General features: G+C 41.2%; 24 protein-coding genes. 10 read left to right on the forward strand and 14 right to left on the reverse strand.

Features of this window, described 5'->3' with window-relative positions; genetic code table 11:
- Positions 1 to 13 precede the first annotated feature (13 nt).
- Genes mnmH through selD form a run of 3 tightly spaced genes read left to right on the forward strand, consistent with a single transcriptional unit; the run spans position 14 to position 3,270 of the window.
- Positions 14 to 1,108: a tRNA 2-selenouridine(34) synthase MnmH gene (mnmH, locus tag BUA53_RS14140; protein WP_072836037.1), complete on the forward strand. Its 1,095-nt coding sequence runs from the start codon at positions 14 to 16 to the stop codon at positions 1,106 to 1,108.
- Entirely contained in the window at positions 1,105 to 2,217 is a 1,113-nt protein-coding gene (locus tag BUA53_RS14145) for a hypothetical protein (protein ID WP_072836038.1), read from the forward strand. The genes mnmH and BUA53_RS14145 overlap by 4 nt, the downstream gene beginning before the upstream one ends.
- 3 nt (positions 2,218 to 2,220) lie before the next feature.
- A complete protein-coding gene (selD, locus tag BUA53_RS14150; protein ID WP_072836039.1) occupies positions 2,221 to 3,270 on the forward strand; it encodes a selenide, water dikinase SelD in 1,050 nt (349 codons plus the stop codon).
- An 83-nt stretch (positions 3,271 to 3,353) separates the two neighbouring features.
- On the opposite strand, the gene BUA53_RS14155 is transcribed toward selD, so the two are convergent.
- Entirely contained in the window at positions 3,354 to 3,938 is a 585-nt protein-coding gene (locus tag BUA53_RS14155) for a hypothetical protein (protein ID WP_072836040.1), read from the reverse strand.
- Positions 3,939 to 4,173: 235 nt separating this feature from the next.
- On the opposite strand from BUA53_RS14155, the gene BUA53_RS14160 reads away from it, so the two are divergent.
- The 5 genes from BUA53_RS14160 to BUA53_RS14180 all read left to right on the forward strand — a co-directional run bounded on the left by BUA53_RS14160 (position 4,174) and on the right by BUA53_RS14180 (position 7,399).
- Positions 4,174 to 4,584: a nuclear transport factor 2 family protein gene (locus BUA53_RS14160; RefSeq protein WP_175546084.1), complete on the forward strand. Its 411-nt coding sequence runs from the start codon at positions 4,174 to 4,176 to the stop codon at positions 4,582 to 4,584.
- 57 nt (positions 4,585 to 4,641) lie between these two features.
- Entirely contained in the window at positions 4,642 to 4,935 is a 294-nt protein-coding gene (locus tag BUA53_RS14165) for an antibiotic biosynthesis monooxygenase family protein (RefSeq protein ID WP_072836042.1), read from the forward strand.
- 104 nt (positions 4,936 to 5,039) lie between these two features.
- Entirely contained in the window at positions 5,040 to 5,612 is a 573-nt protein-coding gene (locus tag BUA53_RS14170; RefSeq protein WP_072836043.1) for a pentapeptide repeat-containing protein, read from the forward strand.
- Between the two features lie 120 nt (positions 5,613 to 5,732).
- Positions 5,733 to 6,632, forward strand: coding sequence for a helix-turn-helix domain-containing protein (locus BUA53_RS14175; RefSeq protein ID WP_072836044.1), 900 nt, complete (start codon positions 5,733 to 5,735; stop codon positions 6,630 to 6,632).
- 107 nt (positions 6,633 to 6,739) lie between these two features.
- Positions 6,740 to 7,399, forward strand: coding sequence for an NADPH-dependent F420 reductase (locus BUA53_RS14180; protein WP_072836045.1), 660 nt, complete (start codon positions 6,740 to 6,742; stop codon positions 7,397 to 7,399).
- A 125-nt stretch (positions 7,400 to 7,524) separates the two neighbouring features.
- On the opposite strand, the gene BUA53_RS14185 is transcribed toward BUA53_RS14180, so the two are convergent.
- The 7 genes from BUA53_RS14185 to BUA53_RS14215 form a co-directional block, all read right to left on the reverse strand.
- Positions 7,525 to 8,064 (reverse strand): NADPH-dependent FMN reductase, encoded by a 540-nt coding sequence (locus tag BUA53_RS14185; protein WP_072836046.1) that lies wholly within the window; start codon positions 8,062 to 8,064, stop codon positions 7,525 to 7,527.
- 79 nt (positions 8,065 to 8,143) lie between these two features.
- A complete protein-coding gene (locus BUA53_RS14190; protein WP_072836047.1) occupies positions 8,144 to 8,929 on the reverse strand; it encodes a cupin domain-containing protein in 786 nt (261 codons plus the stop codon).
- 232 nt (positions 8,930 to 9,161) lie between these two features.
- Positions 9,162 to 9,767 (reverse strand): hypothetical protein, encoded by a 606-nt coding sequence (locus BUA53_RS14195; RefSeq protein ID WP_072836048.1) that lies wholly within the window; start codon positions 9,765 to 9,767, stop codon positions 9,162 to 9,164.
- Between the two features lie 102 nt (positions 9,768 to 9,869).
- Positions 9,870 to 10,421 carry a hypothetical protein gene (locus BUA53_RS14200; RefSeq protein WP_072836049.1) on the reverse strand — a complete coding sequence of 184 codons (552 nt, stop codon included), beginning with the start codon at positions 10,419 to 10,421 and terminating at the stop codon, positions 9,870 to 9,872.
- 35 nt (positions 10,422 to 10,456) lie between these two features.
- On the reverse strand, positions 10,457 to 10,693 hold the full coding sequence (locus tag BUA53_RS14205) for a 4a-hydroxytetrahydrobiopterin dehydratase (protein ID WP_072836050.1): 237 nt from the start codon (positions 10,691 to 10,693) through the stop codon (positions 10,457 to 10,459).
- Between the two features lie 110 nt (positions 10,694 to 10,803).
- A complete protein-coding gene (locus BUA53_RS14210) occupies positions 10,804 to 11,238 on the reverse strand; it encodes an IPExxxVDY family protein (RefSeq protein WP_072836051.1) in 435 nt (144 codons plus the stop codon).
- A gap of 27 nt (positions 11,239 to 11,265) precedes the next feature.
- Positions 11,266 to 12,927, reverse strand: a complete 1,662-nt coding sequence (locus BUA53_RS14215; protein ID WP_139256448.1) for a M28 family peptidase — start codon at positions 12,925 to 12,927, stop codon at positions 11,266 to 11,268.
- A 167-nt stretch (positions 12,928 to 13,094) separates the two neighbouring features.
- Between BUA53_RS14215 and feoB the strand changes: the two genes are divergently transcribed.
- Positions 13,095 to 15,209, forward strand: coding sequence for a ferrous iron transport protein B (feoB, locus tag BUA53_RS14220; protein WP_072836053.1), 2,115 nt, complete (start codon positions 13,095 to 13,097; stop codon positions 15,207 to 15,209).
- On the opposite strand, the gene BUA53_RS14225 is transcribed toward feoB, so the two are convergent.
- Positions 15,194 to 16,063, reverse strand: a complete 870-nt coding sequence (locus BUA53_RS14225; protein WP_072836054.1) for a serine hydrolase — start codon at positions 16,061 to 16,063, stop codon at positions 15,194 to 15,196. The genes feoB and BUA53_RS14225 overlap by 16 nt on opposite strands.
- 726 nt (positions 16,064 to 16,789) lie before the next feature.
- Here BUA53_RS14225 and BUA53_RS14230 point away from each other — a divergent pair.
- Positions 16,790 to 18,334 (forward strand): hypothetical protein, encoded by a 1,545-nt coding sequence (locus BUA53_RS14230; RefSeq protein ID WP_072836055.1) that lies wholly within the window; start codon positions 16,790 to 16,792, stop codon positions 18,332 to 18,334.
- Between the two features lie 78 nt (positions 18,335 to 18,412).
- Here the strand turns inward: BUA53_RS14230 and BUA53_RS14235 are convergent, their stop codons facing one another.
- From BUA53_RS14235 to BUA53_RS14255, 5 genes are all read right to left on the reverse strand, one after another.
- Positions 18,413 to 19,252: an arsenite methyltransferase gene (locus tag BUA53_RS14235; RefSeq protein WP_072836056.1), complete on the reverse strand. Its 840-nt coding sequence runs from the start codon at positions 19,250 to 19,252 to the stop codon at positions 18,413 to 18,415.
- Between the two features lie 20 nt (positions 19,253 to 19,272).
- A complete protein-coding gene (locus tag BUA53_RS14240) occupies positions 19,273 to 19,608 on the reverse strand; it encodes an ArsR/SmtB family transcription factor (RefSeq protein WP_072836057.1) in 336 nt (111 codons plus the stop codon).
- A 138-nt stretch (positions 19,609 to 19,746) separates the two neighbouring features.
- Positions 19,747 to 20,898, reverse strand: coding sequence for a methionine aminotransferase (locus BUA53_RS14245; RefSeq protein ID WP_072836058.1), 1,152 nt, complete (start codon positions 20,896 to 20,898; stop codon positions 19,747 to 19,749).
- 135 nt (positions 20,899 to 21,033) lie between these two features.
- Complete coding sequence (locus BUA53_RS14250) at positions 21,034 to 21,426, reverse strand: RidA family protein (protein WP_072836059.1); 393 nt, start codon at positions 21,424 to 21,426, stop codon at positions 21,034 to 21,036.
- Positions 21,407 to 22,135 (reverse strand): 3'-5' exonuclease, encoded by a 729-nt coding sequence (locus BUA53_RS14255; protein WP_072836060.1) that lies wholly within the window; start codon positions 22,133 to 22,135, stop codon positions 21,407 to 21,409. The genes BUA53_RS14250 and BUA53_RS14255 overlap by 20 nt, the downstream gene beginning before the upstream one ends.
- Positions 22,136 to 22,164: the final 29 nt, after the last annotated feature.

Below are 22,164 nucleotides of genomic sequence, written 5' to 3' on the forward strand. Positions count from 1 at the left end.
ATACATTTGCCCGGTGCAGACAAACCGCGTACATATCAATCAGTTTTTAAATGCCATAAAAGGACAGCTGATACTTGATGTTCGTTCTCCTGCTGAATTTGAACATGCCCATATTCCGGGAGCCGTTAGCTTTCCCTTGTTCAACAATGAAGAAAGGGCGGTTGTGGGCACGGCTTATAAACAGGAAAGCAGGGAAAAAGCCATTAAAATAGGCCTTGATTACTTTGGCCCTAAGATGAGGCCCATGGTAGAAAGGGTAGAATCTTTACTTGCCGACATGCACGGGAAACCTCCTTCGGGTTCATTTACAGGCCAGCAAATATTTGTTTACTGCTGGCGTGGTGGTATGAGAAGCGGGGCTGTTTCCTGGTTACTGAATCTATATGGTTTCAAGGTCACTACCCTGGCGGGAGGCTATAAAGCATTCCGCAATTATGTGTTGAAAACATTTACGCGGCCGTACAGGTTTAGCATCCTGGGGGGCTTCACAGGGTCTGGAAAAACACTGCTTTTACAGGAATTAAAAAGCCAGGGTCAATTGGTAATAGATCTTGAAGGACTTGCCTGCCATAAGGGTTCTGCATTTGGCAGCATTCATATGCCACCTCAGCCTACACAGGAAATGTTTGAGAATAAGCTGGCAATGGAATTACTGGAAATGGTGGGAGAAACAGGGCAGGACGAGCATTTCCTCTATCCAACTATATGGCTGGAAGATGAAAGCCAGCGAATAGGCAATTTAAATATTCCCATGCACCTATGGGAAAACATGAGGACAGCGCCGGTTTATTTCCTTGATATTCCCTTTGAACAAAGACTGGAGTATTTGATTGAAGACTATGGGCGGGGAGATATTCAAAAATTGATGGATGCTACCTTGCGTATAACTAAGCGATTGGGCGGGCTTGAAACAAAAAATACAATTGCTTATCTTGAAGAAGGAAATATACGGGAGGCTTTTAGAATATTGCTTCAGTATTATGATAAGCTATACTTTAAAAGCCTGCACAATCGGCAAGACGTAAAAGCGTTATTAAATAAGATTCCCTGTGAAAAAGTAACCAATACCAACACACAGGCTTTGCTCAACCAATATCAAACCCTATGAGATTCACTTTAGTTATTCTCCTTGCACTTTCAACATTCTTTTCTTCAGCCCAGGTAGTTAGTGGATTATACACCGGAACACTGGTAAATGACAGCACTAAAAAAGAACAACGTTATGAATTAGCACTCAGTGAATACCGGGGAAAGATCACAGGATATTCCTATACCACCTTTGTTGTGAATGATACTTTTTACTATGGGGTCAAAAGGGTCAAAGCCACACGGAAGGGAGATGTTCTTGTTATTGAAGATGATAAGATGCTGGTGAATAACTTTCCGGAGTCACCTGCAAAAGGCGTAAAACAGATCAATACGATCCGTCTTAACAATGAAGATACTCTTAGGGCTGCTAACGGCACATGGTCAACTACCAGAACCAAGATCTATTATGCATTGCATGGGGGCGTGCAAATGCGACTGGATAACGACAGCACTCATTCTGCACTTATAGGACAATTGAAGGAGCTGAATATCATCTCTCAACCACATTACCAGGAAACTGTAGCAAAAGTCCAGGGTAAGGAAGAAAAAATTAAAACCCAACCGGAAAATAAAACAGCAACATCTCCTGCCAGCATAGAAATAAGATCAACGGCAAGAGCTGAGGTAAAAAAGACTTCAAAACCTGGTGTTGTTGCTGAACCAAAAAACAATGAACCTGCGCCATCAAAGCCTTTGATAAAAGAAGCTTCTGTGGCCGGCAATAAAAAAGCACCTGCTGCACCCGTTTTCACCCCTCAATTACCAACAACCATCCCATATACACAAAGAAATAACAGGCAGCAGGAAGCAATAGAAATAACTTCAGACAGCGTAGTACTGGCTTTTTATGATAATGGAGTAGTTGATGGTGACTCTATCTCTGTGTATGTTAATGGAGAGAACATTATTTCCAATAACAAGCTTACAGCCGTAGCTACCAAAAAGACAATTCACCTTCCCAATGTAGAAAACATTGAGATCATCCTGGTGGCAGAAAACCTTGGAACTTTACCTCCCAATACAGGGTTGCTGGTAGTAACTGATGGAGACAAGAAGTACCATGTAAATTTCAGTGCAGACCTGCAGACCAATGCCGCCATTCTTTTTAAAAGAAAGTTGAATAAATAAATTATGATCCAGGAATATAAACTTACAGAATACTCAAAAGGTGGAGGGTGCGGTTGCAAAATCGCTCCTTCTGTTTTACAACAGATCGTTCATACTCCTAATACAACCAATTTCCCACAGTTGCTGGTAGGTAATGACAGCAATGATGATGCGGCCGTGTATCAGGTGAATAATGAAATGGCTGTTATTTCGACAACGGATTTCTTTCTACCTATTGTCAATGATCCATATGATTTCGGACGCATCGCTGCTGCCAATGCCATAAGCGATGTATATGCTATGGGTGGCACCCCACTGATGGCTATTGCCGTATTAGGCTGGCCTCTTGAAAAGCTTCCTGCAGAAGTTGCACAAAGAGTATTGGAAGGAGGCAGATCTATCTGCGCCGAAGCAGGTATTCCTTTGGCGGGTGGTCATACCATTGATTCCAGCGATCCTATATTCGGGCTGGCCGTAACAGGGACAGTTTCTTTGCCACAACTGAAGCAAAATAACAAGGCGCAGGATGGAGACATTCTATTCCTTACCAAACCAATCGGTGTTGGCATTATGGCTACTGCTGTGAAAAGAAAATTATTGAAGGATGAACACTACCCCGCACTGGTGAAGCAATTGAGTACACTAAATAAAACTGGTGCTGACCTGGGCAAACTGGAAAGTGTTCATGCCATGACTGATGTGACAGGCTTTGGCCTGCTAGGTCACTTGGTGGAAATGACAGAAGGCAGCGGTCTGAGTGTGGAACTTGAGTATAATTCATTGCGAAAGATTGAAGGAGTTGATGAATACATCAAATTGAAAAGCATTCCGGATGCCACTTCCCGAAACTGGAACAGCTACAGCACCAAGGTGCAGTTTGAGAAAGGTGTTGATGTTATGGAAGCGTTCAACCTGCTACCTGACCCACAGACTAATGGTGGCCTGTTGATAGCCGTAAAGGAAGATGCAGCAGACCAGGTAAGGTCACTGTTGGTATCAGCTGGGCTTTCAGACTTTACACAATCTATAGGTAGGTTTACTACTAAAAAGGAAAAGGTTGTTTACGTAAAATAACCAGCTCTATTATTCCTCAGACAAATATTCAGCAATAACCAGATATAAATAGAGGCCTGCACTTTTTGCAGGCCTATAGTAAATTAATAACCAGCTTTTACTTCCTTATTGGCCTCTGTGCTGATACCTGACCTGTGCAGTATAAGTTTACCTGTAACAGTATTCAGGGAAAGTTCTATCCAGCCATGAAATAAATTATTATCCTTTACAATTTGAAAAGGCAGGTATTTGTGGTCGGCATTCTTCCATAATCCTAACCATGTGTTGCCCCCATCGCTTATAATCTTTTGTGTTAATAAAATAAAAGAAAGTTCGTACCAGGTATACCCGGGGTGCTCATTTTTGATCAAATCATATTTGTTCAGCATGGGAGACTCGTCATTCTGATCATTCAACAGGTTGCGTTTGATCCTTGAAAAAACATAATACTGCAATTTATCAACCTTCATGATCGGGTCTCCGACCAGCTGAACAGAAAACGAACAATCAGAAATACCATCATTGTCAATATCAAGGGTTAGGGAATGGCCTTTACTCACTTCAAAGTTTCCCAGGTCCTTATAGAACATTAACGGGTGTACCGGCACTGGTATTGGCTGAACTACAGAGTCTTTTTTACACCCTGCAATCACCATGAGAAGTACCGCGGAAAAAAAGTATTTATTCATATTATTATTCTTAAAATCAAAAACCTCATCAAATTATTTCTATCCGCTAAATAATAAAAACGATATGCGGATGACCTGTTATTATATGTGTATGATTTGAGAAATAAGAATGTTAATCGACGGCACGGCAGTAAAAAACCATACGATGGTTTATCATTATTACTACCTTTATTCTACCCTCAGGAAATCCTCCCGCACCCCTGGTTTTGCATTCTTTAACCTAAACATACATCACATGGAAACCTCTATTGCAACCCGCAGTAACCTCCAAATCATTCAACAGGCTTTTAATGATTTTGCAAAGGGTAATATCCCAGCCATTATTGACACTCTTGCCGAAGATGTGCGCTGGGGCAGTTTCAAGATTCCCGGTGCAGCCATGTCAGGAAATTTCTTTGGAAAAGAAGGCGTACAGGAATTTTTTAAACACCTTGACGAACAGATCAGGTTTTCCGTTTTCGAACCACGAGAGTTCATTGTGCAGGGAGACAGCATCATAGTTTTAGGACACCAGGCAGGCATAGTGAAAAGCACAGGTAAATCTTTCGACCATGACTGGTGTTTGAGTTTTAAAATGAAGGATAGTAAGGTACAAAGCTATTTTGCTTTTACAGATTCTTATGAACAGGCAAAAGCATTTAGCTGATTGGTGAGAAGACATCCACGGTTTTTATTTTATCCTTTTATTTTTAAATCATAGTTTATGAAAAAAGTAATCGTCCGTTTTGATTTCCCAAATGTCAGCCAGCAACAATATGATAACGTTTGGAAAGAATTGCGCGCCTCAGGCAACGATCATCCAAAAGGATTGATCTTTCATGTTGGTGGCCCCACTACAGGTGGCTGGATGGTAGTGGATGTTTGGGAGTCCGAAGAGGCATTTAAAAACTTCAGCTCCACCCTTATGCCGATTATCGCAAGGCAGGACATCCCAAAGGTTCAGCCCTCCATCTCACCTGCCTATAATGTGTATGAAGGCAGTTTGCACACAGCCTGATCAAATTTTAAGGCGGGATCATCCCGCCTTTTTTAATTACTTAGCGATACATAATATATTTAAGACCAAAACCTTAATTTCAAAACAGGACCCAAAACAACTGAATGGAAAGAAATTATATTGAAGATCAAAGTTTTGAAAAGGAGGATTATTCAACCAGAGCATTACAATGCGCTGTATACGAAAATTGCGAGTTCAACCATTGTAATTTTGCAGGCTCAAATTTATCAGGCATTCATTTCATTGAATGTACATTCAGCAATTGCAACCTTTCTACGGCAAAGCTGAACCAGGCAGTGTTCAGGGAGGTGGCATTTAAAGATTGCAAACTGGTAGGTCTGCATTTTGAGAACTGTGACAGCTTCCTGATTGCCATATCATTTAGCAACTGCAACCTTCAATTATCATCATTTTATGGAATGAAGATCCGGAAGACGCATTTTAAAAACTGCATACTTCACGAAGTGGACTTTACAGATGCAGATCTGAAAGGGTCAGTATTTGAAAACACAGATCTTTTTAAGGCAGTTTTTTACAACACCAACCTTGAAGGAGCTGACATGCATACTGCATCTAATTATGCTATTGATCCGGAGAATAACCGCATACAAAAAGCAAAGTTTGCCATGACTGGTCTCCCCGGCTTATTGCTCAAATACAAAATCAAGATTGACTAATGTGCTGATCAAATACTTCTCGATCTTAATTGAATTGAACCAGCTGCATTCATTAACCCAAAATATTCTGGAATAAAAACAACATGCTTATTTAGCATTTATAGCTAATACCTTTAACAGGTGAATAACCACAAATCTCTTATTCCTTATTATCAGCAAATCAATGATTTCCTTCAATCATTTTCTTCTGGTTATCAAACAAATAATCCCAATCTCTATTGTCTTCGCCTGGCAGAAAACCAGCCAAACATGCTCCAGTATAAACCACCCTTTAAAAAGGACTTTTATTTCATAGGCCTTGTTAACAATGCAGGCAGAACAAAGATCACATATGACAATACCAGCGTAACAGATTTAAACAGCTTCCTCGTTTTTCAATCTCCTGGTTTGCTCTATAGCTTTTTTCGTGATGAAACAGCCAAAGGTTATTTGATCTATTTTAAAAAGGAATGCTTTTCGTTTTTCAAACCTGAGTTCGGGAAGGAGTTTCCATTTTTTGATTTGTTACATACCAATTTCTTTAAACTTAACCAGGCTCGTTTTAAAGAGTTTGCTCCTCTGTTTGAAGAAGTATTTACAGCTTACGAACAAAATGATAAAGCACACACCATAGCAGCATTAAAACTTCTCGCATTGCTTTACCAGCTTAAAGATTTTTCTATAGCCTTCAATCAATGGGAACAAGGTTTTACTACACCACAGCAGTCACTATTAAAGAAGTTTATTCAGCTTATCAATAATTATTACCTTGAAAAGCGCTCCATTGAAGAATATGCAGAACTTCTGTTCATTACGCCCAATCATTTGTCGCAGGCCATCAAGCAGGCTTCGGGAAAAAACGCCCTTAGTTTTATCAATGACAGGATCATGATGGAGGCAAAATCACTTATTCAATTCACAGATTATGATATAGCACAGGTTGCCTGGCAGCTTAACTTTTCTGATCCTGCGCATTTTGGAAAGTTTTTCAAACGCTATGCCGGACAAACGCCGCTTGAATACAGGAAAGCACATAAGTAAGGCTGGAAAGCTTATAAATACACCATGGCAACCAAGTTATAGACCATAGTTCCGACAGCAATATTTATCAACTTTGCATAAATATTTATAACAATAAAACTTAACAAATGAAAATAGCTGTATTAGGAACCGGAATGGTTGGCGATACTATTGGTTCAAAATTGATTGAACTGGGACATGAAGTAAGAATGGGCTCCCGAACTGCAAACAATGAAAAAGCCCAGGCTTTTGTTTCTAAAAATGGTGATAAGGCAAGTGCAGGAACTTTTGCAGATGCTGCCGCATTTGGCGAAATCATTTTCAATTGCACAGCTGGCGGCGGATCTATAGAAGCATTAAATATGGCCGGCATTGAGCATTTAAATGGAAAGATTCTTATTGATATTGCCAATCCACTGGATTTCAGCAAGGGTGCACCCCCAAGCCTTATTCCTTCATTAAGTAATACCAATTCATTGGGTGAAGAAATTCAAAAAACTTTCCCTTCTCTGAAAGTGGTAAAAACATTGAATACTATGTGGTGTGGGCTTATGGTAAACCCAGGTATGCTTAACAATGGAGACCATACCAATTTCATCTCTGGAAATGATGCAGAAGCCAAACAAAAGGTTAAGTCAATCCTGAACACATTCGGTTGGAAAAATGAGAACTTTCTTGACCTTGGAGATATATCAGCAGCCAGGGGAACGGAATCTGTTTTACCTGTATGGTTACGAATCTGGAGTGCTACCCAAAATGGCGCGTTCAACTTTAAGGTAGTAAGTTAATTTACTTTACAGGATTCATAATTGATTGCATGGCAGTGATTCTTTTACAGGTAATTACAGCCATGCATTCTTGCTTTGAGTACTTAAATAAAAAAACTATCCAGCTATTTGTAGACAGACCTGTATTATGGCTTATCTAAAACTTCTTTAAAAGCTGCTATAAACCTTGTTATAGCAGCTTGGGTTTCTTTATCCGTTATTTCTCCATTCTCATTGATCTTACCCTTTACACCCTGGATCAACAAAGTGGTTTCTTTAGTACATAATGCCATTATCGTCTTCATGATCAATTGTATTTCTTCATGCCCTTTTACTCCGCTTGCTGAAGCAGTGATCAGCCCTACAGGCTTATCTGAAAATACAGTGGTGGATACGCACCACTCAATAGCGTTTTTAAGCCCGCTGGGAATACTGAAAACGTATTCAGGCGTACAGATTATGACACCATCAGCAGATTCAATGTACTGCCTGAACTCTTTTACTGAAGCAGGTGTATTATCAATTGAAAGCTCCGGGTCAAAATGAGGGAGCGTTTTTAAATCTGTATAAATAGTCAAAGTCCAATCATCAGAAGTCAGACTATTAATGTAATCAATAAGTTTTTGGTTGGCAGAATGCCGGCTGGCGCTTCCAATTACTACAAATACATTCTTCTTCTGTGACATTCAAGCTATTAAAACTCCATATTATTGATCGTGACCTGGCTGAACAATTTAGTATAAATTAAGAAACAAAAATATTATGCTACTTCCTTCCCCTCCTCACTTCGAATAATATAGATTTTGTTGTTGTTTTTCCCACGTTTTTCACACTGTGTGTTCCAGCAGCCATCACCATGGCACTGCCAGCTTTCATTGTATACGTTTGCTTGTGGCCATCTTTATCTGTAAACTCCGTTGTCCCGCCCTGGATCACGTACAATGCAGCATCGGGATGTGAGTGCATGGCAGACGACTGGCCGGGTTTATAAGATACTTGTAACACCCGGATACCCATGGAATCTTTCAATACTTTATATAAGTTGGGGGCTATCCTGGTGGCATCCATTGATGAATCCAGAGCTTCACTTCCATCCTGGCGATTGATCTCTACCAATATTACTTTGGTAGTATTTTTCCCAATGTTTTTTACACTATGAGTTTCTGCTGGTGAAATGGCTGACATTCCTGTTTTCAAATCCGCTCTTGTTTCCTTCCCATTATTATCTGTGAATATAGAAGAGCCACCTTCTAAAACATACATAGCATTCTCAGGATGAGAATGCATAGCAGAGGAATCCCCGGGTTTATAGGTTGCATCCAACATCCTGATACCCAGAGAATCTGCCAATACTTTGTATAGTCCAGGTGCTACTTTTACAGCGTCCATTGCACTGGGTTTTTCAGATGCAGGCACCGTATCAGATTTGGTTTCCGTAACCCCGGTTGAATCCGTTGTTGAAGATACTTTACTATCATTTCCATTACAGGCGCTAATAAAGAGAGTCATCCCAATGGCCAATACAAACTGGCAATAGATTTTGAACTTCATAAATTTTGTTTAATGCGTTGAGGAAATAGAGCAGGAAGAAAGGATGTTAACCTGGGGTAGATCTAAATTAAATTTAAGTATAACTAACGGCATTTATCATTCTTTTTTGACGAAAACGAACGAAGCATGTCATATTTCCATCCGGGGATTTATTCATATACGGCATGACGTTATATACAACTGAATAAAGCTTTTAATCAAAACTTAATAGTCTGAGAAGTAGAACAATAGATTAATTATCAAACTCTTTTTCAATTGTGCCGAACCGTATGCCAGAATCTTTAAAGAAGTTTTCCAATAATTCGTATTTCTGCTCGCAGAAATCTCCCGTGTTTACCCTGGTTGAACTAACTCGGTGTCCCATGCATTCAAAACACAACTCAATATAGGCGAATGTTTTTCCGGACACATCCACAAACAATTTGGCGTTTCGAGGATTGTAACATTTAATGTCAATTTCAGTAAAGAAGGGTCCACGGTAACCAATATTATATAAGATCTGTGTTAAGGAGTCTATTTGTATGTTATTAAGTGTTTTTATTTCATAAAGCTTTGCATAATCAACTTTTCCGTTCTTTAATGGCACCTGTCCACCCATAACAATAGATGTTGGTTTTTTAAAAGAAACCAGCAGGACCTTACTTGCTTTTGAGAAAGGATAGATTGTTAGTCTTTTAGCAGCAGAATATTTATGCCTGATCGAACAATTTCTATTTCTTAGACTTTCTTCTCTTTCTCGTTTAGTTGTAAGCCTGGGCGGACCCGGCAAAGGGGTCAATTGGGCATTAGATGTTTTAGATAAATTCAATAGTAAGGCTAAAAATATAAATCTAATCATCAGTTATAAAGCAAGAGTTAACTATAGCAATTGGGCAAGAATATTGACAATTACAAAATATGAAAACAATTTACCTGTTTTCGGTGGGGACTTGGGAACTAATTAATTCTCCAATTCCTCCATGCTCATCGAGAAATCCGTTATGTAAAATTTGATGTTTTCATAGGCAAGTATTTTGTTCATAATTTCCTCGGATTGACCATAGTCAATGAGTAACATACTAGTCACTTTTTGGCTTTTATCTTTAAAATCTATAGTTAGTTCCCCTTTTGGAAATCCATCGCTGTCCATGGCATCATTGCATGCGATATGGGTGATTTCATTGATTGAATAGGAGGTAACAATTTTATAATTGTCAACTTCAATCTTGTCGGGTAATAACGTTAATAGACCTTGCCGCTTAATCCTGCAGAACCTGTATAGAATAAAAAAAATAGGCGTTCCTAAAAACGCAAAAACCACCACCTTCTTTACAAACTCTGATGTTGTTAAGATGAAATAGGCCGTTTTCATCTCATCTGAAGCGTGCCTGGAAGGAACCATATGCAATGCAAACAATACAAGCACAACCAGGCAGGCCATTAACAAATAATAAAATGTTTTGGACAGCCACGGAATTTTTAAATTAAGGATGACAGGGTAACTTGTATCCATGTATGATGTGCCTGTAATATAGCTTGCTTAACCCATTATTTACCACCCAAAGCATCAATCCGTTCCGCCAGCTTCCTGTCCTTATCCGTTACAACATCTCCCGCATCATGGGTTGACAACCACAGTTCCACCGTGTTCCAGACATTCGTCCATTTAGGATGATGGTTCATCTTTTCAGCGATCAGTGCCACCCTGGTCATAAAGGCAAATGCTTCACTGAAATCTTTGAACTCGTATTTCCTGTATAGCGTGTTTTCTTTTTCCTGCCACATAACTTATGATTTAAGGTGAATCTTAAAATTAAGAAACTATCCAGCCATTCAGAAGTATAATCATGCAGCATCGAAGCAAGACCTGAGAAGTATCATTAACCAACAAATTCTTAAAACACCAGGTGTTCCTTATTTTTGATCTTCTCATTGGTCAGCTCAAGCACCAGCTGCACCCCATTAATAGATTTGATGGATTGCACCAGGTGTTGCAATGCTTCGTCAGAAACATAATCATCCTTTAGCAACCAAAGGAAATCAAGGTGCTTGAACTCAGGCAACAGGTACTCGCCATCATTCTGGTTTTTATACAGGTAATGCTTTAGACAGGTGGATGGCTCGGGGTATTCATAGATGGAAAAGAAATAGCTCCTGTTCTTTTTCTTTAGCTGTATCTCCAGCTCATTATTGATACGGAAATCAATGCCCAGTAATTTATTCAGTTGCCAGCAAAACTGGTAGTCCTTTAAGGGCGCCATGATCCCCAGCAGCTTGGTCTCTTCGAAAAAGCCATCTGTCAGATCTTTTGTATCCAGCATTAATTTCATAACGATAGCTCAATAATTGGTAAAATACTAAAACTCTACAGTAGTTGAAAGTGGCTGGGCGCCACGGATATACTCCACTTTGGCAGTATCGCCTTTCTTAAATTTTGATAAGGCCTGCATATAGCTTTCCAGGGAAGTGATCTTTATATCACCCAACCCTGTAATGACATCCCCGGTTTGCAGTCCAGCCTTTTTAGCCGGCCTGTTATCACTTACACCATCAACCCTTACGCCAACGCCATTAAATGTATAATCCGGCATTATGCCCATGGTTACCGAGAACCTGGCCGATGTAGTTGTTTGTGCTTCCCTGGTTTTAGTGAAGGCCAGTCGCTGGTTTAGTTTATCACTCATTTGCAACAGGCTATAAATATGCTTAACCACGCTCAGTTCACCAACAAAGTTAATCTTGTTGTAATCGTCCGTAGGTTTATGATAATCGCTGTGTAGTCCTGTGAAATAAAACAGTACGGGAATATTCTTCAGGTAAAAGGAAGTGTGGTCGCTTGGCCCGGTACCACTGGAGTCAAAATGAAATTGAATGCCGTCATTGTACAAGCCATGCTTTCCCTTCATACTGTAAAAGCTGCCCCATGAGGGAGAGGTTCCATAACCACCTATTGTCATGGTGTGTGTGCTGTCACTCAACCTGCCTACCATATCCATATTGATCATGTAGTTCACAGTGCCCAGGTCAATGGTAGGATGCTGGGTAAAATATTTAGAACCAAACAGTCCGAGTTCTTCACCCGAAAAAGCAATGAACAGGTAATTATTGTTTTTCAGTTTTGAGTTTTTCAATAACCTTCCCAACTCAATCAAAGCCGCTGTTCCGCTGGCATTGTCATCTGCCCCATTATGCACCTGGTGTTTCTTTTCCACTTCTCTCGAGTTACCATCCTCGCCGTAACCCAAATGGTCAAAATGTGCGCCTAATACAATAGTGCTGGCTGCTCCATTGTCTATATAACCAATCACATTGGTGCCCGTGCGCTTCTTTTCAGTAATTGAAGTTTTAAACCGCAAGTCAAGTGCTGCGGAAGGATCAGCCAGGAATTTGTTAGCCACATCCTTATTTAAATAGATCACCGGGATAGAAACCGGGGGCGTATGATCTTTACCATCAAATTGCAACCCATCTTCTTTAGAAGAGGTATTGTAAATAATAAAGGCAGAGGCTCCCTTTGCTGCAACTTCCTTTGTCCTGTTCAATACGGCGCTTGCCAGGTCAAAATGTGGATTGCCTGCATTGGAGTCTATAAGGTCTTTCAGGTTCAGGAACCAGGGCATATGAGGCTCTTCCAAAGCCAGGGATGGCATGGCTTCAATGGATCCATCTGCACTATAACTAAGCGGGAAATAATCTTTGCCCAGCACAAGCGTGTTGTCATCGATCATGAAAAAAGTAGAAGGGTCCACCTGTTTTCCTTCCGCCACTTCAAATGGCTGGTAATATTCATTCACGCCCCTGGGTAGCAATCCTTCTTTTTTGAAAGCTTCACTGATATAAGCAGCAGCCAGCTTTTCACCTTCTGTTCCAGTACGTCTGCCTTCAAGTTTATCATCTGACAGGTAATGGACATGTTGTTCCAGGTTGGCTAGTAACAGCTTATCTTCTTTTTTTAGTTTTTGCGCCTGCACCAGGGTAGCAGCAAATAGGAAGAGGACAAAAAAGCGGATCTTGATCACGTTAAAATATTTTACGGAATGAACGGAAGACAAAATTATCATTGCCTGCACTCAGATAGACGATAAAACCTCTTTTTTAATAAATTTATTTTCCTTAAGCTTTATTTAAAACTTCCAATATCGTAAGCCCTTGCGAGCGGGGCTGTCTAACTTTGCGCGGCGATAGAGTGGGTAAAAAAACAATTCATATAGCTTTAGTAGGTAATCCTAACAGCGGAAAGACCTCCCTGTTCAATACATTGACCGGATTAAACCAGCGTGTGGGCAACTTCCCGGGCGTTACGGTAGATAAGAAAACAGGGCATACACCCATTTCAAATAGCCTGTCCGGTAATATCATTGACCTGCCAGGTACTTACAGCCTTTACCCTAAAAGACTTGATGAATGGGTTAGCTATCGAGTATTGCTCAACCAGGATAAGGATATCCACGCGGATATTTTTGTGGTGGTGGTGGATGCCAGCAACCTTAAACGCAACCTCTTATTCTGCTCCCAGATACTGGATCTGAAAAAACCGGTGGTGGTGGCGCTTACCATGCTGGACCTGGCTAATAAAAAAGGAATAGAGATAGATGTGCCGGAACTGGAAAGAGAGTTAGGTGTGCCTGTGGTCTCAGTCAATCCACGTAAGAATAAAGGTATTGTTCAATTAAAAAAGGCTTTAGAACTAACTGCATCACAGGCTTACAAGATCCCGGTTAGGGACTTTATTGATAATAAAGCAATGGCCACTGCGCCTATTGACGATCTTAAAAAGTTGGTACCCTCGGCAAGTGATTATTCAGCTATACATTATTTGATCAACCACGAAGAATTTCAATTAAGTCCTGCCATGCAGGAAGATATTGAGAACATAGAGCGCAAACATGCGTTTAACCCTACCCGCACGCAGGCCAATGAGATACTGCAACGATATGGCCGCATCAAGCATATTATGCAGGTAGCGGTTTCAGAGCCCGATCCAATGCAGCAGACCATTCTGACGGACAAGTTGGACAATGTGCTGCTCGACCGGAAATGGGGTTACCTGATTTTACTGGCTGTGTTATTCATTCTTTTCCAAAGTGTTTTTTACCTGGCCCAATATCCAATGACATGGATAGAGATGGCTTTCTCTTCTTTCAGCAGCTCTTTAGCACAGTCCCTGCCCGATACCTGGTGGACTGACCTGATCATAAATGGTATACTCGCCGGACTTAGCGGTATTCTTGTCTTTGTACCGCAGATCATGATCTTGTTTGCGCTTATCACGCTTTTAGAGGATTCAGGCTATATGGCCCGTATCAGTTTTCTCACCGATCGTTTGATGCGCAGCGTTGGGCTCAATGGTAAAAGTGTGATGCCCCTGATCAGCGGGTTTGCCTGCGCGGTACCTGCCATTATGAGTGCCCGCAATATCGAGAACAAGAAGGAGCGCCTGCTTACTATTTTGATCACTCCTTTAATGAGTTGCTCCGCCCGTCTTCCTGTTTATACCATATTGATTGGACTGGTGATACCCAACCACTACCTTTTAGGATTATTCAGCGTGCAGGCACTGGTCATGATGGGATTATACCTTTTGGGTCTGGCAATGGGCCTGTTGGTTTCTTTCATCGCCAAATGGTTTATTAAGAGCAAGGAACGTAGCTTTTTTATATTAGAACTGCCTACCTATAGGGCTCCCAGGGTAAAGAACATGGTTCAAACCATGGTGAACAAAGCCAGGATCTTTGTGACTGATGCCGGTAAGGTGATCATGGTGATTAGCCTGATACTATGGGCACTAAGCACTTTTGGACCTGGTAGAATGGGAGAGGTGCAGGACCATTATAAAACAGAGATCGCTAAAAATCCTGCAAAAGCCGATTCATTGCGTGTTGTCATGAACACTGCCAAACTGGAAAACTCCTATGCGGGTATTTTGGGAAAATCAATAGAGCCCGGTATCAAACCATTGGGTTATGATTGGAGAATTGGCATAGCATTGATCACTTCTTTTGCAGCCCGCGAGGTATTTGTAGGTACCATGGCCACTTTATATAGTGTAGGTGAAGATGAACAGGGAATGTTGTTAAGGGACAAACTGAGAGCCGCCAAAAAAGAAGATGGCACCCCCTTGTTTACGATGGCTACGGGTATTTCCCTGATGTTGTTTTATTTATTTGCCATGCAATGCATGAGCACCCTGGCCATTACCCGCCGTGAAACAAAGTCCTGGAAATGGCCCATCATCCAGTTCACCTACATGACCACTATAGCTTACGTCATGAGCTTTATAGCCTATCAGTTACTGAAATGATCCCATAATAATTTAGATAGTTTCCTTGTCAGCTCCCATGCTTCGTTAGATTTGGCATCCCAGCTTTGATCCTTTATATTTTTTGTGTTAATACAAAAAACATATCGGGCACCATGACCATTGACAAATAACACCTCGCTGCGCGATTCATCAACCGCACCACCCTTGCTCGCCACAAACACGTCGGAAGGAATTTGAGAGATGGCATATTCATCCCAGTAATTTCTACCCAGTAGCCGTAGCATTTGAGCGCTGCGTTCCTTGTTGATGATCTCCCCTTTTACGATCTTTTCCATCAGCGTAGCCATTTCTCGGGGAGTGGTTTGTCCCCATCCATACTGGGCGCGGTTGGCTTCTCTTCCGGGGGTTCTTGAGTTCACCCTGGTGGATTGGAATCCAAGGCTGTCCATGATGGCGTTGATCCTTTTCCCGGTGCCGGCCAGGCTTTGCAACCACAGGCTGGCCGTATTGTCGCTCATTACCAGCATCAGCATCACCACCTTCCCCAGTTCAATTTTTTCCGTGTCTTTAAAAGACCCGAGTATATCTACCCCGGCATATAAAAGCGAGTCGCGGTAAGTAAGATTTTGGTGCAGGTCAAGCTCTCCTTTGTTTACCTTGTCCATCACACCTGTTAATATGGGCACCTTCACCATGCTGGCAGTGGGGAATATTGAATCTTCATTGATGGCCACCACTTTCCCGTTCTTTAAATTCTTTACATATACACCTACCTGCCCATTGAAACCCTGTAATAGTTCATGCACCTGGCGTTGCAGTTTTTTATCTGTTTTCTGGGCAAATGTTCCAATAATAATTCCAAGGCAAACAATACTAAGAAGGAGCTTCTTCATCAATGCTAATTAAAAGGTTTATAGTTTTTTATGGCAGCTTTAAATGTAAACCCAAATTTTTATCCGCAGCACATAGAGTTAATACGGTAAGATTAATAGCATAATCCAGGCTCTGGGTATTTTAGAAAACAAACTATTCTGACTGGCCATGAAAATAGAGGCAACCTGGGAATAAAAAATGAGGATCCATAATGAAGGCTTGTTTATTCCGGTTATGAATAAAGATTATTACAAGTATGCAACGCCTTTGTACCGCCTCTTTAAAGAGCCGTTGCAGAGCCGTTACATAGGCGGCACATAGGCGGCACATAGCCGTTACATAACAGGAGGAGCCTGCTGCCTGTTACTTCCAAAATAGGTTGTCACTCTGTGATGTTATTACAGGAAATGTTGCCTGTTTAATAATTTATACAGGTAAAGCTTTTGCTCAATTTTACCATGTAACAGTGTAAAACTTTACGGAACTCTTTTGGCTTCCCTAATTATTATAAGCGCATAGGTAACCACTGAAAACTTTTCCGGAAGTATTTCTTCCCATGCATTTCAGGTTCACCCTGAATATACCCTGCTGGACATGAATGCAGTACAGGCTCACTCTTTTGTGACCCTGAATGGCAGTTACTGAATAGAGCCCGCTTCGCCATTTACAAAACATTTGTTAAAGCCATTTCCCTTACCCAACGTTCCCAGGATTGCCGGGGGTATTATCTCTAAACAAGAACAACAATGAAAAAGATAATGAAACCAATTACAGTGCTGGCAACAACGTTGGTGCTGATGTTGACTGCTTGCAGGAAGCCAAACGATATTATACAAAGTCCTGCCCCGCCCCCGGGAAAACTCACCAACCAGTTTCAGATTGTTATTGATTCTTTGCCAGGAGAATCCTTAACAGGTGTCGCCAATGTTTTTGCAATGGTCACCCTGGTGAATGACCAGGGAATAACTGTAATCAATGCTAAAAAGCTGTCGCTGAACTTTACGGGTAAATACTTTGCCGAAAAGTTGCAGTTACCCGGTGGCAACTACAAACTGACACAACTTCTTATTATAAATGGGAATAATGAAACACGCTTTGCTGCACCAATTGCCAACTCGATGAAAGCAGCCCTTGTTTCCAGGCCATTGAGCATTGACGTTAGTATCCCCAATTCCAACTTGCTTATAGTACCGGTCCAGGTATTAAGAATTGGAAGTGGGGATTTTGCAGAAACTTATGGCTACCCCCGTGGATCCTTTAATCTTCCCCCTGAAATCCCTAACAATCCTGTACCGGGCAAGCTTTTCTATACTGTGAAAGTAAAAGCGGCAGTAAAAATAGGGGCGATAGATTATGATAGTATTCCCGCCAGCCTTAGGCTGACCACATGGGATGCCAACAATGAAAGAAGTCTAAGTTTCATTTCACTACAACCCGGCACCAATGATGTCAAATTACCTCTAAATGTTGCTAAATACCAGCTAACGCTGGAAAAATGGGGTATAACAGATGAAGTAACACTGATGAAAGCGGATGTAAAAGAAGGTATGGCCATAATGCTGGGTGGAAGCAAAGCTGCCAAAAAGCTTACATCGGAAGTAACCCTTAACCTTGTGGAAGGTGTATACAAGGCTTATAGCAAAACAGCTTATGAATACCGGGGCGATGGCAATATCAATAAGATCATTTTTTTCCTGAAGAAAGCCGACAATACACCTTATGTTTCCATGACGGAAGAATTCATATACAGCAATGGAAGGTTAGATAAGGTCAATAAGTATAATGAAAACAAAAACCTTATGGGTTATATAAGTTTCAGTTACGATCAACAGGGAAGGGTATCTGCTATGGACCACAAGATGAATGGCGAGCAAACCATAGCTGCGGTAAGCTATAGCGATGTGTTATCCAGGAAAGAAATAAATATCAACTACCAATATCCGGGTAAGCTTATAGATATGAATTATAATATGGTATTGACTAATGGTAATATTCAGGAAGGCGCATCGGCTACTTCAAATCATTCGAGCGAATTGAGTAAGTATTACTATGACATGAACATCAATCCATATGTACACATGAACTGGCCTGACCTGTTCCTTTCGCACAATTCTAAAAATAATGTGGCCGCTTCCCAACAAAGTTTTTACGGAAGCTACCCTGTAGCAGTGCCCCGGTCTTATGTATACAGCTATGACAATGAAGGGTATCCAAAAGAATTGGTCAGGGAATATAAATCACCTGTTACAAACCAATATTTATACACAACAAAAACGGTTTACTATTATTAAATGAAGAATGGCTGGCGGTAATCACCAAAGAAAAGGGCTCAAACAAGCCCTTATTATTTGTATTTCTTTGACGATAGATCAGCAGCAGCCTGCGCCTGGTTCACAACATGGCTTTTCAGCAAAGACGGTAATGCTGTATATACCGGGGCCGGATTCCTTCAGGTCTTTTAATTCTTCTGCAATTATATACTGGAGTAATATTTCATCAGGTATAATGATCTGCTTTTCCTTTTGAAGGGTGATGTTGGTAAATCCTGTTCTTTTGATCAGGTCAAGGTAATCCTGCTTTTGAATTGCCCCGGAAACACAACCTGCATACATTTCAGCAGCCTTTTGCAGCTTTTCAGGCAGTTGCCCAACCAACACAATGTCTGAAATAGAAAAATGTCCATTTGGCTTTAACACACGGAATATTTCCTTAAATACATTTTCCTTATTGGGCACTAAATTCAATACACAGTTACTGATTACCACATCGGCCCTGTTGGCTGTTAAGGGCATCCTTTCAATGTCGCCCTGGCGAAACTCTATATTGTTATATCCCAACTTATCAACATTAGCCCGTGCTCTTTCCAACATTGCCTCACTAAAATCAATACCAATTACTTTTCCTTTTTCACCCACAATGCGGCGTGCTACGAAGGCATCATTGCCAGCTCCACTTCCCAGGTCCACCACGGTATCACCTTCCTTCATCTGCGCAAACTCTGTTGGAACACCACAACCCAGCCCCAGGTCAGCGTCGGGATTATATCCTTCCAGTTTTGTATAGTCTTCCGACATAATGGAATATACTTCATCGCCACAGCAGGAAGAGGTGGCTCCACAACAGGAGGTCTTATTTTGTTCCAGCCCCTGGCTGGCTATCTGGCTGTATTTTTCTTTTACCAGTTCTTTTAATTCTGTTTCATTATTCATATAGATCGATTTAAAGGTTTTTAACAACAAGCTTTTTCGTTCTTCGTTTTCAGGTTCAGGAACAGGGCGCCAATGTCATTACTGAATTTTTCGAAAGCCTTCCAGTTGATACAATAGCAAGATCTGGGTCCATCAACAGTACCATTTATCAGCCCTGCGTTCTTTAACTCCTTCAGGTGTTGCGATACTGTAGACTGGGCAAGTGGGAGGGTGTCCACAATATCTCCGCAAATACATTCATTTCTTTGTGCCAGTACTTTAAGTATGGCAATACGTGCGGGGTGACTGAGTGCTTTTGCAAACTCAGCCAGTTCCTGTTCTTTCTTTCCGAACTCTTCTTTTTTGTGGAATGCCATAGCAGTAATCTTATATCGCAAATATACGATTATAATGAATGGCACAAAATATTTTTCAGACCGGGCATCTGCCTATTCCTTCAGACAATAAATGTGAGACATGCGGGGTATAATATCCTGTGATATACAGGGACTACATTAAAGCCTGGTAAGTCTTTCTACTGCCGTGCTTAAAGTTTCTTCTTTTTTGGAGAAACAAAAGCGAAGCACCTGGTGATTTGTTTCCTGCTGGTAAAATGCTGAAACTGGAATGGTTGCCACTCCATATTCACTGGTCAGGCGGATAGCAAAGTCCTTTTCGTTTTCTTCCGAAATATCCTTGTAGGAGTAGACCTGGAAATAGCTGCCGTAACTGGGAATAGGTTTGAACTTTGTTGCCTTCATTAATGATTGCAGGTGATCACGTTTCTGTTGAAGGAAGGCACCCAATTGGAGATAATGTTCCCTCTGTTTTATAAAAGTTGCCAGCGCCACCTGCTTAGGCGTGTCACAAGTGAAGCAATTGAACTGGTGCACCTTGCGAAACTCGCTCATTAAATACGCTGAAGCGATGCAGTAACCAAGTTTCCAGCCTGTGCAATTATAGACCTTGCCAAAAGAAAAGCAGACAAAACTTCTCCCTGATAATTCAGGATGTTGTAATACACTTTGGTGTTTCAATCCATCAAAAATCAGGTGCTCATATACTTCATCGCTAATGATAATGATGCGTGTATCTTTTACAATTGCAGCCAGTTGATCAAGATCCTCCTTTGTCAAAACACTCCCGGTTGGATTGTGAGGTGAATTGATCATGATGGCTTTGGTCTTTTCAGTAATGCTGTTTTTGACCTTTGTCCAGTCAATGGCATACGTGGGAAACTCTAATTGGATAGTTATAGCTTTGGCACCATTTAATTCAATAGCCGGTATATAGGAATCATAAGCTGGTTCAAATACAATGACCTCATCCCCGGGTTGTAATATAGTTGTTAGTGCTGTGTACAATGCATAGGTGCCACCGGGAGTAATGGTGATCTGTGTATCAGGATTGATTTTGGCCTGGTATAAATATTCCACTTTTTCGGCCAGCGCCTCCCTTAATGGAATATACCCATTCATATGCACGTACTGGTTATATCCATTTTTCATGGCTTCATTTACCAATGCCACCAATTCTTCGCTCATGGGATAATCAGGAAATCCCTGTCCCAGGTTGATGGCATTGTGCTGAGCTGCCAGTGAGCTCATAACCGTAAAAATTGTAGTACCTACATTAGGCAGCTTGGATGGGAATTGTATACCGGGCATAAAATGGTGCTATTCTGTAAAGAGGGCAAAATTAGTTGAATAGCAGCTGGGAAAAAGATAACTAAGATATTCTCCTGTTTATTATAATATTCAACAGGCTGCTTTTGTCTTTGTGGGAGAGTAAACTGACTACAACTATATAATGATAGCGGTTGCTTCAATTTCTACCAGGTATTCGGGAGCTATCAAACCTTTCACTTCTATCATGCTGGTGCAGGGCCTGATATCTTTAAAGCACTCGCCATGCGCCCTTCCATATTCCTCCCATTGAGAAATATCCGTGACGAACATTCTTGTTCGAACCACATGCCGGAGTTCTGCGCCAGCTTGTTTTAATACTGCTTCTATTTTCTGTATGATGAACTTTGTCTGGAGGTAAGCACTTCCTTCACCAATGAGATTATTGTCTTCGTCAACCGCTACTGTGCCGGTAACTTCCACCAGGTTGCCAACTTTAACGGCACGGCTATAACCAACAATATCTTCCCATTTGGCGCCTGAGGAGAAATTAATTCTGGTGCTGGACATATTTGATAGATATGTTTTCTGGTTTAATGAGTGCTTCGCAATGGAATCGCAAAAGTACCTGGGCCAGGGTTATCACATCCTTCTGGCAATATTCCACAATGCGGTCAAGGTCTTTTTCAACCCAATATACTGAGTTGACCATGCTGCCATCTATATCATCCTTAGGGGAGGGAATGCCCAACACCTTTGCCAATAGCTTCAGCGAGGTGAAGCTTTTATAATCACCAAACTTCCACAACTCCATTGTATCAAGATGGCGGATCTCCCAGGGCTTCCTGCCTGATATTTTAAGTGCTTCGGGTATTTCAATGCCGTTTATCACCAGGCGCCTGCAGATGTAAGGGTAATCAAATTCTTTTCCATTATGAGCGCATAGGAATTTGTCTGCTTCGCCGCTCCATTTCTGCAGCATATCACAAAACTCCTGTAAGAGTTTTTTCTCATCATTCCCGCAGTAGGATTTCAATACCAGTTTTTTGTTTTCCCCGGTACCCTGCAGGCATCCACAGGATATACAGATGATCTTTCCAAACTCTGCGTATATGCTTGCCCGTGGATATGCTGTTTCACTGTTCTCATCTTCCCTGTTGCGGTTGATGATGCCGGCTTTCAGATCCCACAGCTCTTTCCAGTCATCAGGTAAATGATTGTAGGTTTCAAACTGTGAAACGGTTTCTATATCCAGGAAAAGTATATTGTTGAAATTCATACTGTCATATTTAATTTATTGCAGGGCGG

It is taken from the genome of Flavisolibacter ginsengisoli DSM 18119 (assembly GCF_900129295.1).
GTDB classification, from domain to species: domain Bacteria; phylum Bacteroidota; class Bacteroidia; order Chitinophagales; family Chitinophagaceae; genus Flavisolibacter; species Flavisolibacter ginsengisoli.